11 protein-coding genes are annotated in these 13,866 nt (G+C 50.5%); 7 read left to right on the top strand and 4 right to left on the bottom strand.

Features of this window, described 5'->3' with window-relative positions:
* The first annotated feature begins 6 nt into the window (after positions 1–6).
* Positions 7–1,611 carry a response regulator gene (locus H7F31_RS30610; RefSeq protein ID WP_187101907.1) on the top strand — a complete coding sequence of 535 codons (1,605 nt, stop codon included), beginning with the start codon at positions 7–9 and terminating at the stop codon, positions 1,609–1,611.
* A 14-nt stretch (positions 1,612–1,625) separates the two neighbouring features.
* Here the strand turns inward: H7F31_RS30610 and H7F31_RS30605 are convergent, their stop codons facing one another.
* The 4 genes from H7F31_RS30605 to H7F31_RS30590 are packed head-to-tail and all read right to left on the bottom strand — an operon-like array spanning position 1,626 to position 5,005.
* A complete protein-coding gene (locus H7F31_RS30605) occupies positions 1,626–2,417 on the bottom strand; it encodes a 3-hydroxybutyrate dehydrogenase (protein WP_187101906.1) in 792 nt (263 codons plus the stop codon).
* Positions 2,418–2,433: 16 nt separating this feature from the next.
* Complete coding sequence (locus H7F31_RS30600; RefSeq protein ID WP_397373387.1) at positions 2,434–3,096, bottom strand: 3-oxoacid CoA-transferase subunit B; 663 nt, start codon at positions 3,094–3,096, stop codon at positions 2,434–2,436.
* A complete protein-coding gene (locus H7F31_RS30595) occupies positions 3,093–3,809 on the bottom strand; it encodes a CoA transferase subunit A (protein WP_261800192.1) in 717 nt (238 codons plus the stop codon). The genes H7F31_RS30600 and H7F31_RS30595 overlap by 4 nt, the downstream gene beginning before the upstream one ends.
* Complete coding sequence (locus H7F31_RS30590) at positions 3,806–5,005, bottom strand: acetyl-CoA C-acetyltransferase (protein WP_187101905.1); 1,200 nt, start codon at positions 5,003–5,005, stop codon at positions 3,806–3,808. Before H7F31_RS30590 ends, H7F31_RS30595 begins: the two co-directional genes overlap by 4 nt.
* A 145-nt stretch (positions 5,006–5,150) precedes the next feature.
* Between H7F31_RS30590 and H7F31_RS30585 the strand changes: the two genes are divergently transcribed.
* The 6 genes from H7F31_RS30585 (at position 5,151) to H7F31_RS30560 (ending at position 13,864) form a co-directional block, all read left to right on the top strand.
* A complete protein-coding gene (locus H7F31_RS30585; RefSeq protein ID WP_187101904.1) occupies positions 5,151–6,053 on the top strand; it encodes a LysR family transcriptional regulator in 903 nt (300 codons plus the stop codon).
* Between the two features lie 185 nt (positions 6,054–6,238).
* Positions 6,239–8,860: a glucosidase family protein gene (locus tag H7F31_RS30580; protein ID WP_187101903.1), complete on the top strand. Its 2,622-nt coding sequence runs from the start codon at positions 6,239–6,241 to the stop codon at positions 8,858–8,860.
* Between the two features lie 252 nt (positions 8,861–9,112).
* Complete coding sequence (locus H7F31_RS30575) at positions 9,113–10,072, top strand: ABC transporter permease (RefSeq protein WP_261800191.1); 960 nt, start codon at positions 9,113–9,115, stop codon at positions 10,070–10,072.
* Positions 10,073–10,948 carry a carbohydrate ABC transporter permease gene (locus tag H7F31_RS30570; protein ID WP_187101902.1) on the top strand — a complete coding sequence of 292 codons (876 nt, stop codon included), beginning with the start codon at positions 10,073–10,075 and terminating at the stop codon, positions 10,946–10,948. It begins immediately after the preceding gene.
* Between the two features lie 56 nt (positions 10,949–11,004).
* Complete coding sequence (locus H7F31_RS30565) at positions 11,005–12,642, top strand: type 2 periplasmic-binding domain-containing protein (RefSeq protein ID WP_187101901.1); 1,638 nt, start codon at positions 11,005–11,007, stop codon at positions 12,640–12,642.
* A gap of 64 nt (positions 12,643–12,706) precedes the next feature.
* Positions 12,707–13,864 (top strand): Gfo/Idh/MocA family protein, encoded by a 1,158-nt coding sequence (locus H7F31_RS30560; protein WP_187101900.1) that lies wholly within the window; start codon positions 12,707–12,709, stop codon positions 13,862–13,864.
* Positions 13,865–13,866: the final 2 nt, after the last annotated feature.

Here is a 13,866-nt window from a genome sequence, read left to right as displayed (position 1 = left end):
GGACGAATGCCTAAAATCGTTGTAGTGGACGACGAGGCGATATTCCGGCGGGGACTCCGGGCGATGATCGCTTCGTGGGACTCCGAATGGGAGGTTGTCGGCGACGCGAAGGATGGCTACGAGGCGCTTGAGCTGCTTCAGCAGCTCAATCCGGACGTGCTTCTGACGGACATTCGGATGCCCAAGATGGACGGTCTCCAGCTGCAGACGATCGCAAAGGAACGGTTCCCGAAGCTGCAATGCGTCGTCATTAGCGGATATGAGGACTTCTCGTACCTGCAGCAATCCATGCGCAGCGGCGCCAAGGATTACATCATGAAGCCGGTGGAGCGCGAAGAGCTGACGCGCGTGTTGGATAAGTTGAAGGAGGAGCTGCGTACGAGAGGAGCGTCTCCGGTTCCGGAAGCGTTAAAGGATGACCGCCAGCTTCGTCAGCAGGCTTCGGACGCTTTGTCCGCCGGCATCATGCGCGGCAGCTTGCATCAACAGGATCTCGACTTGCTGAGTCAACTGGGCATCGAGTTGTCCGAGCCGTATTTTAATTGCCTGGTCATCAAGCTCGACAAAGAATCGGTTGCGCGGGAGCGGTATACGCAATCCGATCCGTCGCTGTTCCAGCTCTACATTCAACAGTTCGTACAGGAAATTCTGGATCACCGCATGCCGGGATTCAGCTTCGTGTTCTCGGAGTCGGAGGTTGCGGCGCTCGTAAACATGCCGGATACGAATATGGCAGCTCTTCTGGAACTCGCCGAATCCATCCGAAGACAGATCAAGTCTCTCTCCAATCTGACCGTAACAATCGGCATCGGACGTCCGGTAAAAGGGTTCGAATCCATGACCGTGCCGTTCCGCGAGGCGGGGATCGCCTTGCTGTACCGTCTCGTCGTGGGAGGAGACAAGGTTATCGATTACCGCAACGCGGCGCAGAATCATCTCCTCAAGGCGGAGGTGAAAAAGTGGTCCTGGGAGTCGCTGGATAAGGCGATCCACGAAGGGCGGCGAGACGAAGCCGAGCGATTGGCGGAGCTGACCATCGGCGAGCTGTGCGCCAAGGCGGGGACGCCGGAGCTTGTGCACCAGCAGATATGCAAGCTGCTTATCCAGTGCTACGAGCTGTCGGAAGAGCTTGGCTTGACTCGGGATTGGCTTGGCGAAAAGGATATCCGGACGCTGCTCGTCGAGATATGTTCGATCTCATCCAGCACGGAGCTGATCGAAGTATGCGTGATGCTGCTGGGCAGTCTGACGTCGGGCATCGCGGAAGGAAGCAAGCCGACGGATCGCGACCCCATCCAACTGGCGGAGAGGTACCTGGAGAAACATTATCACGAGCCGCTGGCGCTTAAGGATCTCGCCGACAAGGTGTTTTTAAATGCGGCCTACTTCAGCACGCTCTACAAGCAGCGTACCGGCAAGACGTTCGTCGAGCGGCTGACCGAGCTTCGCGTGGAGGAAGCGAAGCGGCGGTTGGCATCGACGGACGAGAAGATCCTGGGCATCGCGGAGACAACGGGCTTCTCGAATATTCGCCACTTCAACCGCGTCTTCAAAAACGAAGCGGGCGTCACGCCTAAGGAGTATCGGGAAGAGGTGCGGAGCAGGCGATAGGCGCGAACTCTCGTCTACTGTGCCGTGTAGCCGCCGTCGATGACAACGGCTTGGCCGGTTATGCCGCGGGCCAGGTCGCTGCCCAGATACCATGCATATTCGGCTACTTCGGCTATATCGATCAGCCGGCGTTGCGGCACCAGCGGCAAGATCGCGCTCTCCAGCGCCGACTCGGGCGTGATGCCGTGCAGTCTCGCTACATCGGCCAACTGGTTGCGAACAAGCGCGGTATCCACATAGCCCGGACAAAGCGCATTGACGGTAATGCCGCAGGGAGCTGTTTCCAACGCGACGGCTTTGGTCAGGCCGATGACGCCATGCTTTGCGCTGTTGTAGGCGGCTTTGCCCGCGAAGCCGATCAATCCGTTGATGGACGAGATATTGATAATACGGCCGAAACGTCGCTTCTTCATGCCTGGAACAACTTGTTTGATCAGCATAAACGGAGCGGTTAGCATGATGGCGAGCATTCGTTCGAACGTCGCGGTCGGGAAATCTTCCACCTGGGATACAAACTGCATGCCCGCATTGTTGATCAGAATATCAATGCCGCCCCATGTTTGCTGAACCTGTTCGATAACGTTCGAGATCTCGCTTTCGGATGTTACATCCAGAGGCAAGCCAAGCGCATGCCATCCGGCTTCGCGCCATTCGGCCGCCGCTTGTTTAACGGCCGGACCGTCACGGTCGGTTAACACAACCCTGGCGCCGGCCTCGGCGAAGCGACGTCCTATAGCGAGGCCAATGCCGCCGGCCGCTCCCGTAACCAATACGATGCGACTTTGATTGTTAAGTCCTTTGTCCAAGAAAATCCCCCTCCGATTAATAAGCGTCTATAACGAGATGGTCCGACACCACCAGATGAGGTTCGGTTGCCGCCTGGATATCGTCAACAGAAAAACCTGCCGCCGCTTCGACGAGAACGAGTCCTTGCGGAGTTATATCCATGACGGCGCGATCCGTAATGATGCGATGGACTACGCCCTGTCCGGTAAGCGGAAGCGTGCAACGATGAAGAATTTTGGGTTTGCCGTCCTTATTGACATGATCCATCATGACAACAATCCTCTTGGCTCCATGAACAAGATCCATGGCCCCGCCCATGCCTTTGACTATTTTTCCCGGGATCATCCAGTTTGCCAAATCCCCGGTTTCGGACACTTCCATGCCGCCGAGTATGGCCAGATCGATATGTCCTCCCCGAATCATGCCAAATGATTCGGCGCTGTCGAAGAAAGAGGCGCCTGGCAGGGCTGTCACGGTTTCTTTGCCGGCGTTGATCAAATCGGGATCTACCTTTCCGGGCAAGGGGTAAGGACCGATTCCGATAAGCCCGTTCTCGGATTGAAGCGATACACGTTTTCCGTCGGAGATGAGGTTGGCTACCAAGGTAGGCATGCCGATGCCCAGGTTGACATAAAATCCATCGGCGATTTCCTTTTCGGCGCGCAGCGCCATCTTGATGCGCGGGTTTGGCATGGTCATAAAGAAGGCCCTCCTTCGGGATGCGACACGGTTAATTTCTCGATCCGTTTCTGCTGTTTGCCAATGATAAGCCCCTGTACATAAATGCCCGGGGTATGCACATGCTCGGGATCCAGGTAGCCGTCGTCCAACAGCGATTCCGTTTCCGCAATAGTGACCCTGCCTGCGGCCGCCATCAACGGGTTAAAGTTGCGGGCCGTTCGGTTGTAGGCAAGATTGCCTGCCCGATCGGCTATCGCAGAGCGGATCAGGCTGAAGTCCGCAGTCAAGGACTCCTCCAGCAGATAGGCTTTGCCGCCGAATACCCGCTGTTCGCGTCCTTCTTCCAGCGGCGTACCGATTCCGGCAGGCGTATAGAAAGCGGGAATGCCTGCTCCCCCGGCCCGGATTTTCTCGGCCAGCGTGCCTTGCGGCAGCAATTGGACTTCCACTTCTCCCGACAAAGCTTGACGCTCGAATTCTTTGTTTTCTCCGACGTAGGAGGCCACGATTCGGGAAATTTGCCGATTGCGCAGCAGAATTCCCAGTCCCCAGTCGTCGACGCCGCAATTGTTCGAGATGACGGTCAGGTTTTTGACGCCGCGCTCGGCAAGAGCTGCGATTAGATTTTCGGGAATGCCGACAAGTCCGAATCCGCCGACCATCAAAGTAGCTCCATCATGAATATCGGCTACGGCCTCTGCAAACGAGGTCCATACTTTCTTCTGCATCATCGTTGTTCAACTCCCCGCTCCAAAATGATGGCAATGCCTTGACCGCCTCCGACGCATAACGCCGCCATTCCGTAACGAGCTTCCCGGCGAGCCATCTCATGCAGCAGCGTCACGACAATGCGCGCGCCGCTGGCGCCGATAGGATGGCCCAGCGCGATTGCGCCGCCGCCCACGTTTAGTCGGCTGTCGTCCAGCCCGAAATGTTTTGCGAATACCAAAGCTTGCGAAGCAAACGCCTCGTTGGCCTCAATTACGTTAATATCGGACATAGAGAGACCGGCCTTAGCCAGTGCCTGCTCGGCGGCCGGAATGGGGCCAAGTCCCATGAAGGCCGGATCTACACCAACAACGGCGCAGGATCGGATGATGGCTAATGGCGTCAACTTGCGCGCCTCGACTTCCCGGCGGCTCGCTAACACAAGAGCGGCTGCGCCATCGTTGATACCGGAAGCGTTCCCGGCTGTCACCTTTCCGCCCTTCGCAAACGCCGGACGGAGCTTCGACAGGGCATCCATCGTCGTATCGGAACGAATGTATTCGTCATGATTGGCTACGAGAGCGGGGCCCCGGCTCTGCGGTATTTCTATCGGAATAATTTCATCCCGGAAGCGGCCGGCCGCCACCGCCGATGCTGCCTTCATCTGACTGCGATGCGCGTAACGGTCCAATTCCTCGCGCTCCAGACTATATGCCTCGCAAATATTTTCTGCGGTTATTCCCATGTGGACATCGTTCTGTGCACACCATAATCCGTCGACAATCATACTGTCCTTCATCATCCGGTCGCCCATCGGAAGACCGGAGCGGGAATTTTGCAGCAAGTGTGGGGAGCGGCTCATATTCTCCATTCCGCCGGCAATGAAAATTCCGCCTTCGCCGCTTTGAATCGAACGATAGGCCAGCTGTACCGCCATCAATCCCGAACCGCACACCTGATTGACCGTTGTAGCGGGCACGCTGACGGGGAGTCCCGCTTTGAGCGCCGCTTGTCTGGCCGGATTCTGACCCAGTCCCGCCTGCAGCACGTTGCCCATAAACACCTCCTGTACATCGGAAGCGGAAAGGCCTGACCGTTCGATTGCCGGAGCAATGACGGCCGCTCCCAGATCGACGGCACTTATATCCTTGAACTGACCGTTAAATTTGCCAATGGCCGTTCTGACAGCGCTTACAATGATAACTTCCTGTTCTTTCATGCCCAGTCTCACTCTCCCTTTTCATTCGCCCTGAACTTCGACTCTTAGGATGGTTTTAATTGTAAAGAAGTCTTATTTATATGTAAAATAGATATAATTCATATCTTTAATTACAAAACAGAATAAATGATGAGGGCGATGGCATATGGATCTTCAATATTTACGTTATTTTGTTGAGGTGGCGGAGCAGGGGAGCTTTTCCAGGTCGGCCGAGAAGCTGCATATCTCGCAGCCTGCGTTAAGCAAGGCGATCAAGAATATGGAAGAGGAGTTAGGCGTGGTGCTGTTCAACCGTTCGACGCGGCATCTGCAGTTAACAGATGACGGGGATGTTTTTTTACGGTACGCTCGGGCGATGCTTGCCATGTCCCGTGATCTGCAGTCGTCACTAAATGAAGGGAAACAATTGAAGAGAGGAAATATTTCGTTTGGGCTGCCGCCCGTAATCGGAGCAAGCTTGTTCCCTGCTATAATTGCCGATTTTCGTCGAACCTACCCGCGCGTCCGGCTTCAGCTTCTGGAGGAAGGAGGAAAGGTGGTGGAACAGCAAATTCGGGAGGCGAAGCTGGATCTTGGCGCCGTCGTGCTGCCTGTAGACGAGTCGCTGTTCGACGCCTTTCCTTTGGCCAAGGAACGTCTGTCGCTTATCGTACATGCGGATCATCCTCTGGCGAGGGAACGTTTGGTTCGGTTATCGGAGCTTCGGGAGGAGCCGTTTATTTTGTTCAAGGAGGGTTTCTCCTTGTACGACCGCGTTCGGGACTCCTGTATTCGAGAAGGCTTTGAGCCGGATATCGTTTTCGAAAGCTCGCAGTGGGATTTTATCGGCGAGATGGTAGGCGCAGGGCTCGGAATTGCCTTTCTTCCGCCTACCGTGGCTAAGAAACTCGATCCGGAAAACGTGAGCGTAATTGCGGAAACGGATCCGCCGATCGCATGGGATTTGGCGATCATCTGGAGTCGGCAGCATTATTTGTCCCACGCCTCCAGAGCATGGCTGCAGCATATTCGCGAGTGGAACGAAAAAACGGACTGTCGGATGTCTTAATCTTTAAGATGGAGTGCACTTGTATCTACATGGACAATTGTTAGTTGGATTGCGGATGAGGCTCATTCGAACATAGGATTGATAAGTAATGTGCATGTGCCGTCTAATTGGCGTCTATGTCTTGTTTTAAACATTGTAACTACAATGAACTTATTGCTTAATTGATATTCTTGGAGGTGCTTCCGTTGAAGGGAGTTGCAATTCTGTGGAAAAACAAGGTGCGCAATGGTTCAATTACGGTTACACATGGAGACATTGAAAGTGGAGGTTTAATCTACGGCGAAGGCACTTATGACTCTAGTAAACAAACTTTTCAAATGGATGCCGCGAGCAGACTAGAGCTGCAAGTCATCAATGAGAGCATTCAGTTGGGCGCCCATTCGACTATCCTATCGATTAGGACGGATCAGCATGCCTTTAGCTTTTACTTGAGAGACGTGACTAAAGCCTATCCAATCTATATAAAGGAATACGAAGTCATCGTTACAGTACCCGAGAACGCTAGCGACTATGAACAAATCGTCAAGACTATCCATAACCAGGGGATGCAGACGAATCTTGAACGGCTGGAGGACGAGCCAGAAGAGAGCTACGAAACGGCGGCGAATGCCACTCGCCCCCTAATGACTCCCGTATGGCTTGGATTGTCCAGAGATATACGTATTTTCGAGTCGGATTATCGGGGGGGCGGCGAAAGCGACATCGATCGTATGTGGGATAACATTCGGCCGCGAAATGCGGGTGAGCGGGTGCACCTGGAGGAGACCGGCGGGACAGCCGTTCAGTACAGCTACTTATTGGGGAGAGGCTTGGGTTGCGAGCATCGGTTGACTCGCAGACTCGATAATGGCATTTTTCCGATCGTTGAGGCTGTCATACAAGATCAAGACATCCACTATGAGAATACAGCATTCGTTTCCTTTGAGAGAAGCCCATTATCGGTATCGGCACTTAAGGGGACTCCTTATTTAAAGGCAGATCAGCATGGTGTAGGATATATGTTTACGCCGGAGCAGCGTGCGGAATATGAAGGGCTTATAAAATTAGAGCCGCCCTCGGAAGAGGAGACTGTCTTTTATTCGAAGACCATTGCAACCAATCAGGCACGCGTTCCAAGGTATGCGTGGTTTAAAAATCCATTTGTGGTTAATATCGAGCGAACGTTTGATGGCGAGGCCGGACTTGGCATGTTTAGCTCTGAGCGTGTATTTGTTGTATCCAAGATCAATGGACGTCCGATGCCGCAAGAGGAAATGGCTATACTGCTAAGTCCGGGCGAATCGGTGGTCTACGAATTTTATATCCCGCATCAGCCCATTAGTCGCAGCCGGGCCATGCAGCTTGGATTACAGGACTTTACGATAAAACATCGGGAATGCGTCGATTTTTGGGCAGCCAAGCTGCAAAATACGATGGAGATAAAGCTCCCGGAGCAGCGGATTCAAGAGATGATGCAGGCGGGATTTATGCATCTGGATCTGATTAGCTATGGATTGGAGCCCGAGGGGCCCTTAGTGCCGATGATTGGCGTATATACGGGAATAGGGTCCGAAAGCTCTCCTATCATTCAATATTTGGACTCCGTTGGGGCACATACGAATGCGGAAAGGTCGCTTCAATTTTTTCTGGATAAGCAGCACGAAAGCGGTTTCATTCAAAATTTTGGCGGCTATATGCTGGAGACGGGTGCTGCTCTTTGGAGTATGGGCGAGCATTACCGCTATACCAGGGATGAAGCATGGGTGGATAAAATAAAGCCGAAGCTCATCAAAGCTTATTATTTTTTGATGGATTGGCGTAAGCGGAATCTGCGCGAGGAGCTGAGGGGAAGGGGCTATGGGATGCTGGAAGGGAAAACAGCGGATCCCGAGGATCACTTCCGTTCTTATATGCTTAATGGCTTTGCTTTTGTAGGCTTAAAGCGGTTAGCCGAGATGCTGTCATTGAGTGATAAGGCGCTGTCCCAGCAAATTCTTGAGGATGCTGATGCAATGAAACAGGACATCCGTATATCGCTGAAGGAGGCCATAGCCCGATCGCCGGTTGTTCCGCTTGGCGATGGGGGCTGGATCCCGACATGTCCGCCTTGGGCGGAGTATACGGGACCGCTGGCGTTGTATGCAGACGGAGGGAGCTGGGGCACGCATGGATCTATTGCTGCCCGAGACTCCTTGCTAGGACCGTTATATCTGGTCATTCAGGAAGTGCTTGAGCCCGATGAACAGGAGACGACATTTCTATTGCAGTTCCATAATGAATTATTTTGTTTACGCAATGTGGCATTAAGTCAGCCTTATTATAGCATTCACCCATGGATCCATCTTAAGCGTGGAGAGACGAAGGCGTTTCTCAAGACATTTTATAATGGCTTGGCTAGTTTGGCTGATCGAGAAATCTTTACTTTCTGGGAGCACTTTTGGCATGCGAGTCCGCATAAGACTCACGAAGAAGGATGGTTTCTTATGCAGTGCCGGTGGATGCTCTATATGGAGGAGGGACAGAGCCTAAAGCTGCTTCCGGGTATTCCGAGGGCATGGATGGAGCATGGGAAGACGATTTCCCTGCATCGAGCTGCCAGTTATTTTGGGCAATTCTCCATGGTGATCGAATCCAATATCCAAAACGGCAGTATGACGGCTACGATTGAGTTTTATTCCGAACGACTCCCTGAAACGGTTGAAATACGTTTGCCGCATCCGCAAGAGAAGCAGGCATGGCGTGCGAGCAACGGCAGCTATAATCCGGATAGGGAATCAGTTGTCATTGCGGTATCGGGTTCGATTACACAGGTTATACTTGAATTCTAGTGTCCATTCAGGTGTCCCTTCCTCTCTAGGAGGAGGGGACCTTTGCTTTATTTGCGGCTATCTTCGCTTTTGAGATAGACAATTGTTCGTTCTACATGGACAATCATTAGCTGTGATGACAGATCGGAGAGCGAGGCATGAAATACAGATGATTTGTTCATGCAAGCTCTAAGCAGCGTTCATGTTCGAATGGAAGCGTTTTATTTATACTTTGGTTACAGACAAAATAAAAGCAAGCGTGGTGAATTTCTATTGGCAAAACTTATACAAATGATGGACCGAAGCAGCGGCGTACCGCGAAATCCGAAAAATCGATTGCTGAAGGAGATTGCTAGACATAAGTACTTCTATATTCTTTTGGCCCCTGTTGTGATCTACTTTGCTGTATTTGCTTATGCTCCTATGTACGGGGTCGTTCTTGCCTTTAAGGATTTTAATTACGCCAAAGGGATTATGGGCAGTCCCTGGAACAACTTTGAGAACTTCAGGGCCGTTCTGGGCAATCCCGATTTTATTGGAGCTTTCCGAAACACGGTCTTAATCAGTTTGGGCCGACTGGTCATCGAATTCCCGGTTCCCATTATTTTGGCCTTATTGCTGAATGAAATATCCAAAAGCAAGCTGAAGCGGATTTTCCAAACCGTGTTTACTTTTCCGCATTTCATAAGCTGGGTTGTCTTAAGCGGAATTATTATCGGCATCTTTAGTGATCAAGGTTTATGGAATCAACTCCTTGTTACATTTGGATTGGAGAAAAAATCAGTTTTAACCGATCCTAACAGCTTTACAGCGATGATATTCCTCTCAAGTATATGGAAGGAGGCCGGGTGGTCATCCATTTTGTATTTGGCGACAATCGCTAGTATAAACCCCGAGCTGTATGAAGCAGCTTCCATAGACGGCGCGAACAGGTTCCAGCAGATGAAGGCGATTACGTGGCCGGTTGTAAAGACGACAGCGGCGATCCTGCTCATCCTGGCCGTGGGGAATCTAATGAACGGCGGATTCGATCAGATCTTTAATCTTTATAACCCTATCGTTTATAGCCATGTGGATATTATAGATACCTTTGTTTATCGAAGCGCCTTCCTGGATTCGACCGGATTCGGATTTTCAACGACGGTGGGAGTGTTGAAGTCAGTCATAAATTTTGCCTTTTTGTTTGGAGCTAATTATATCGTCAAGGTCGTTTGGAAAGAGGAGGGATTGTAGGTGAAGCGCAAGTTTAGTGTCATTGATGTATCCATTACCCTATTCCTCGGACTCGGCGCTGTTCTTGCTTTATTTCCTTTTTACCAGACGCTTATGTTATCCTTTTCTACCATTAGCGATCTTGGAGGCGGCAAGGTATTTCTACTGCCGAAGCAGTTTGATCTTTCTTCTTATAAGTACTTGTTTATGGAAGGCAAAGTGACGAGAGGGCTGTTTATATCGGTCATTGTAACGGTACTGGGAACTGCGGTGAGCTTGATCGTTACGACGACAGGGGCCTATGCATTATCCAAAAAAACATTGCCAGGGAGAAACTTTGTCTTTAATGCGATCATTGTTACGATGTTTTTCTCAGGCGGACTAATCCCTACGTATTTGCTTCTTCAAAAGCTTCACATGCAAAATAATTTGCTAGTCATGATTCTTCCCGTAGCGGTTAACGCTTTTAACCTAATTCTTATGAAAAACTTTTTTAATGGCATCTCGCCTGAGCTGGAAGAGTCCGCCAAGATGGACGGCGCGAATGACATCTTGATTTTAATGCGAATTGTGGTCCCGGTGTCATTGCCCATTATTTTTACAATGATGTTGTTCTACGCAGTCGAACGCTGGAATGAGTGGTGGCTGCCTATGCTGTTCCTCAATGATTCGAAGCTGTATCCCCTTCAGCTTGTGTTAAGAAATGCGATTGCCAATGTCAATCAAATCCTTAATAATACGGCCGGGGCACAGCTTGCGGCAGGTATTAAAAATATCTATGGCGACTCTGTTAAATCCGCGATGATCATTATCTCTGCCGTACCTATTATCGTGGTGTACCCATTTATCCAGAAGTACTTCGCCTCTGGCATCATGATCGGTTCTATCAAAGGTTAATACTAGCGAAAGCTATTATTATACAGGATTATAAGAAAAAAAAGGGAGGATCCACAATGAAAAGGCAGCTTATTAAATCGTCTGTATTGCTAAGCTTGTTGCTAGTGCTTGTTGTTTCAGCTTGTAGCAATAACGGGAACCAACCAGCGGCATCAACTGGCCCAACAGCCAGCAACAATGAGTCTGGTGAAACTGCAGCTCCCACGTCAGATCCCAATGCGGAAAAGATCGAGCTTACCGTTTCAACCTGGAATATTCAAGAAGGCTTTGACGATCCAGGCGCAAAAAACGACACGATTGCCAACAACATGCAGGAAAAGTTTAATTTGACGCTTAAACCGATTCAGGTCACCTGGGATGATTGGACCGAGAAGTATAAAATTTGGGCGACTTCCAATCAGTTGCCTGACATGTTCGTCAATAATTTGGTAACGGATGACCCCGGTCTTTATGTGACGTGGGCGGAGCAAGGCATTATAAAACCGCTTCCCGAGGACATGAGCAAATACCCAAATCTTGCCAAGATCTTGGAACTACCTTCTGTACAGCCGTTGAAATTAGACGGGAAATATTACATGATTCCAAGGCTGACCTATGATAACTCAGATGATTGGGTGTTGGACAGACCCATTAGATATCGCAAGGATTGGGCTGCCGAGGCGGGATATACATCCGATCCCAAGAGCTTCGACGAATTTGTAGCCATGACCAAGGCCGTATTGGCCAAACATCCTAACGCTGTAGGTTTGGCTGTTAATAACAATCAGACTTTACTGACCCACTTCCTTGGCAGCTATCCTGAGATGGCCAATATTAAGTCTTGGGTGAAAGAAGACAACAGGTGGATACCTTCTTATGTCTCATCGAAGGTAAATCAAGGCGTGCAAGAGCTGAGATCCTTATATGAGCAGGGTATTCTGGATAAGGATTTTGCGATTCAGAAGGTTGGAGACGGTCCGAATAAGTTCTTGAACGGGCAGGCATTCGCCGTATATGGAGGCCCTACCAGCCTTGATCTGTTGAATCAGTTCGAGAAAGCGAACCCGGGAGTGACCGCGGCAGATGGAATCGGTCTTATGTCCATGTGGCCGGCAGCAGACGGAAAAAAATATACGTTTGTCGAAACGCCATACTGGTCGGAAATGTTCTTTAGAGCCGATCTGGATGACGTCAAATTCGACCGCGCCCTGCAACTGATTGATTATATGGCCTCCGAGGAGTTTGCCGTGCTTGTTAAAAACGGCATTGAAGGCGTAGATTACAAGATGGAAGGCGGAAAGGCGGTCTCATTGCTTACTCAGGACGAATCTCTGGCACAGAAATATCCGATTATCAGCGTCATTTCCTACCTGGGAGCATGGAATCAAGGCTTTATCTATTCCGGCAAACAAACGGTAAATACGAATCCTACGATGGCTGCATACGAGCAATTGCAAATCGATACGTTTAACAAATTGAAGGCTGAAGGTACACCAACCCCGATTAACTTTGATGTCCTGCTGCTATCCACTCCTGCCAAAGACGCCATTGGCGGATTAACGGCTACGGCTATGGATGATCTGTACAAGGTCATTTTGGGCAAAGAAGATGCGGTTACGATGTGGCAGAATGCGGTTAAGAGTTATGATGCCAAGGGGCTTCAAGAAGCCATTGCCGAGGTAAACGCTAAGGCAGCGGAGCTAGGGATCAACTAAGATGAAGGGGATGCGGTCGAGATCATAATGCTGCATCCCCCTTTTTATAAGAAGGAGAATCATCATGCGCATAGGTGTCATTGGATACGGTCTTAGAATTCAGAACATCGTGGAATATTTACTTGCATCCCACGAGGAGGTTAAGCTGACAGCCATTACGGATATTAACTGGAGCAAGGTGAGTGCGCAGCTAGCCGCCAAAGGGAGAGACATTGCAGCCATAGCGATGTATAAGGATGCGGATGAGATGCTGGACAAGGAGCAACTGGATGGCGTATTAATCGGTACCAGATGCTCCCTGCACACGGTAATGGCGAAGAAAGTATTGCAGCGTAATTTGCCCCTGTACCTGGAGAAGCCCGTAGCCACAACGATGGTGGATCTGATTTCGCTCAAAGAAGCCGCCGAACGCTCTGCGAGCGAGGTCATTGTTTCCTTCCCATTAAGAAATACGGCACTTGTAAGAACGGCGAAAGAAATCGTGGATTCAGGCAAGCTAGGAACGATCGAGCATGTGCAGGCGATCAATAATGTGCCCTATGGCGGCGTCTACTTCCATGATTGGTATAGAGACGAGAAGGAAACGGGAGGGTTGTTTCTTCAGAAGTCTACGCACGACTTTGACTATATCAACCACCTGCTTGGCATTAAGCCGGTTGCGATTTGCGCGATGAAATCCAAGCAGATCTTTAAGGGCAATAAGCCTGCGGGGTTATATTGCAAAGATTGCGAGGAATACAAGAGCTGTCCGGAAAGCCCTTATGTGCTTAAGCATTTCAAGTCCGAGCCTGATATGTACATTCAGGGGGGGATGTGCTCATTTGCCACGGATACCGGCAATGAGGATTCTGGCAGTGCGATCATTCAGTATGAAACCGGCATGCATGTGAGCTATTCTCAGAACTTTTTTGCCAGAAAGGGCGCAGAGGCAAGAGGAGCCAGACTGCTGGGTTACAAGGGCACTTTAGAATTTGATTTCTATACCGAAGCGATCAAAGTTTATATGCATAATACACCCAGGGTCGAAACGTATCAATTGGACTCCTCGCAGATGTCCCATGGAGGCGGTGATGCCATTCTTGTCCATAACTTTATCCAGGTTATGAAAGGAGAAGAGAAGTCGGGAACCCCGTTAAATGATGGTCTCCTAAGCGCCTTAATGTGTTTGAAAGCGACCCATTCATCAGAAACACATACCTTTAAGACAATAGCATGGGAATAACT

Origin of the sequence: Paenibacillus sp. PAMC21692 (assembly GCF_014303795.1) — a bacterium.
Taxonomy (GTDB): Bacteria; Bacillota; Bacilli; order Paenibacillales; family Paenibacillaceae; genus Pristimantibacillus; species Pristimantibacillus agaridevorans.
This window is presented reverse-complemented; position numbering and strand designations above follow the sequence as displayed.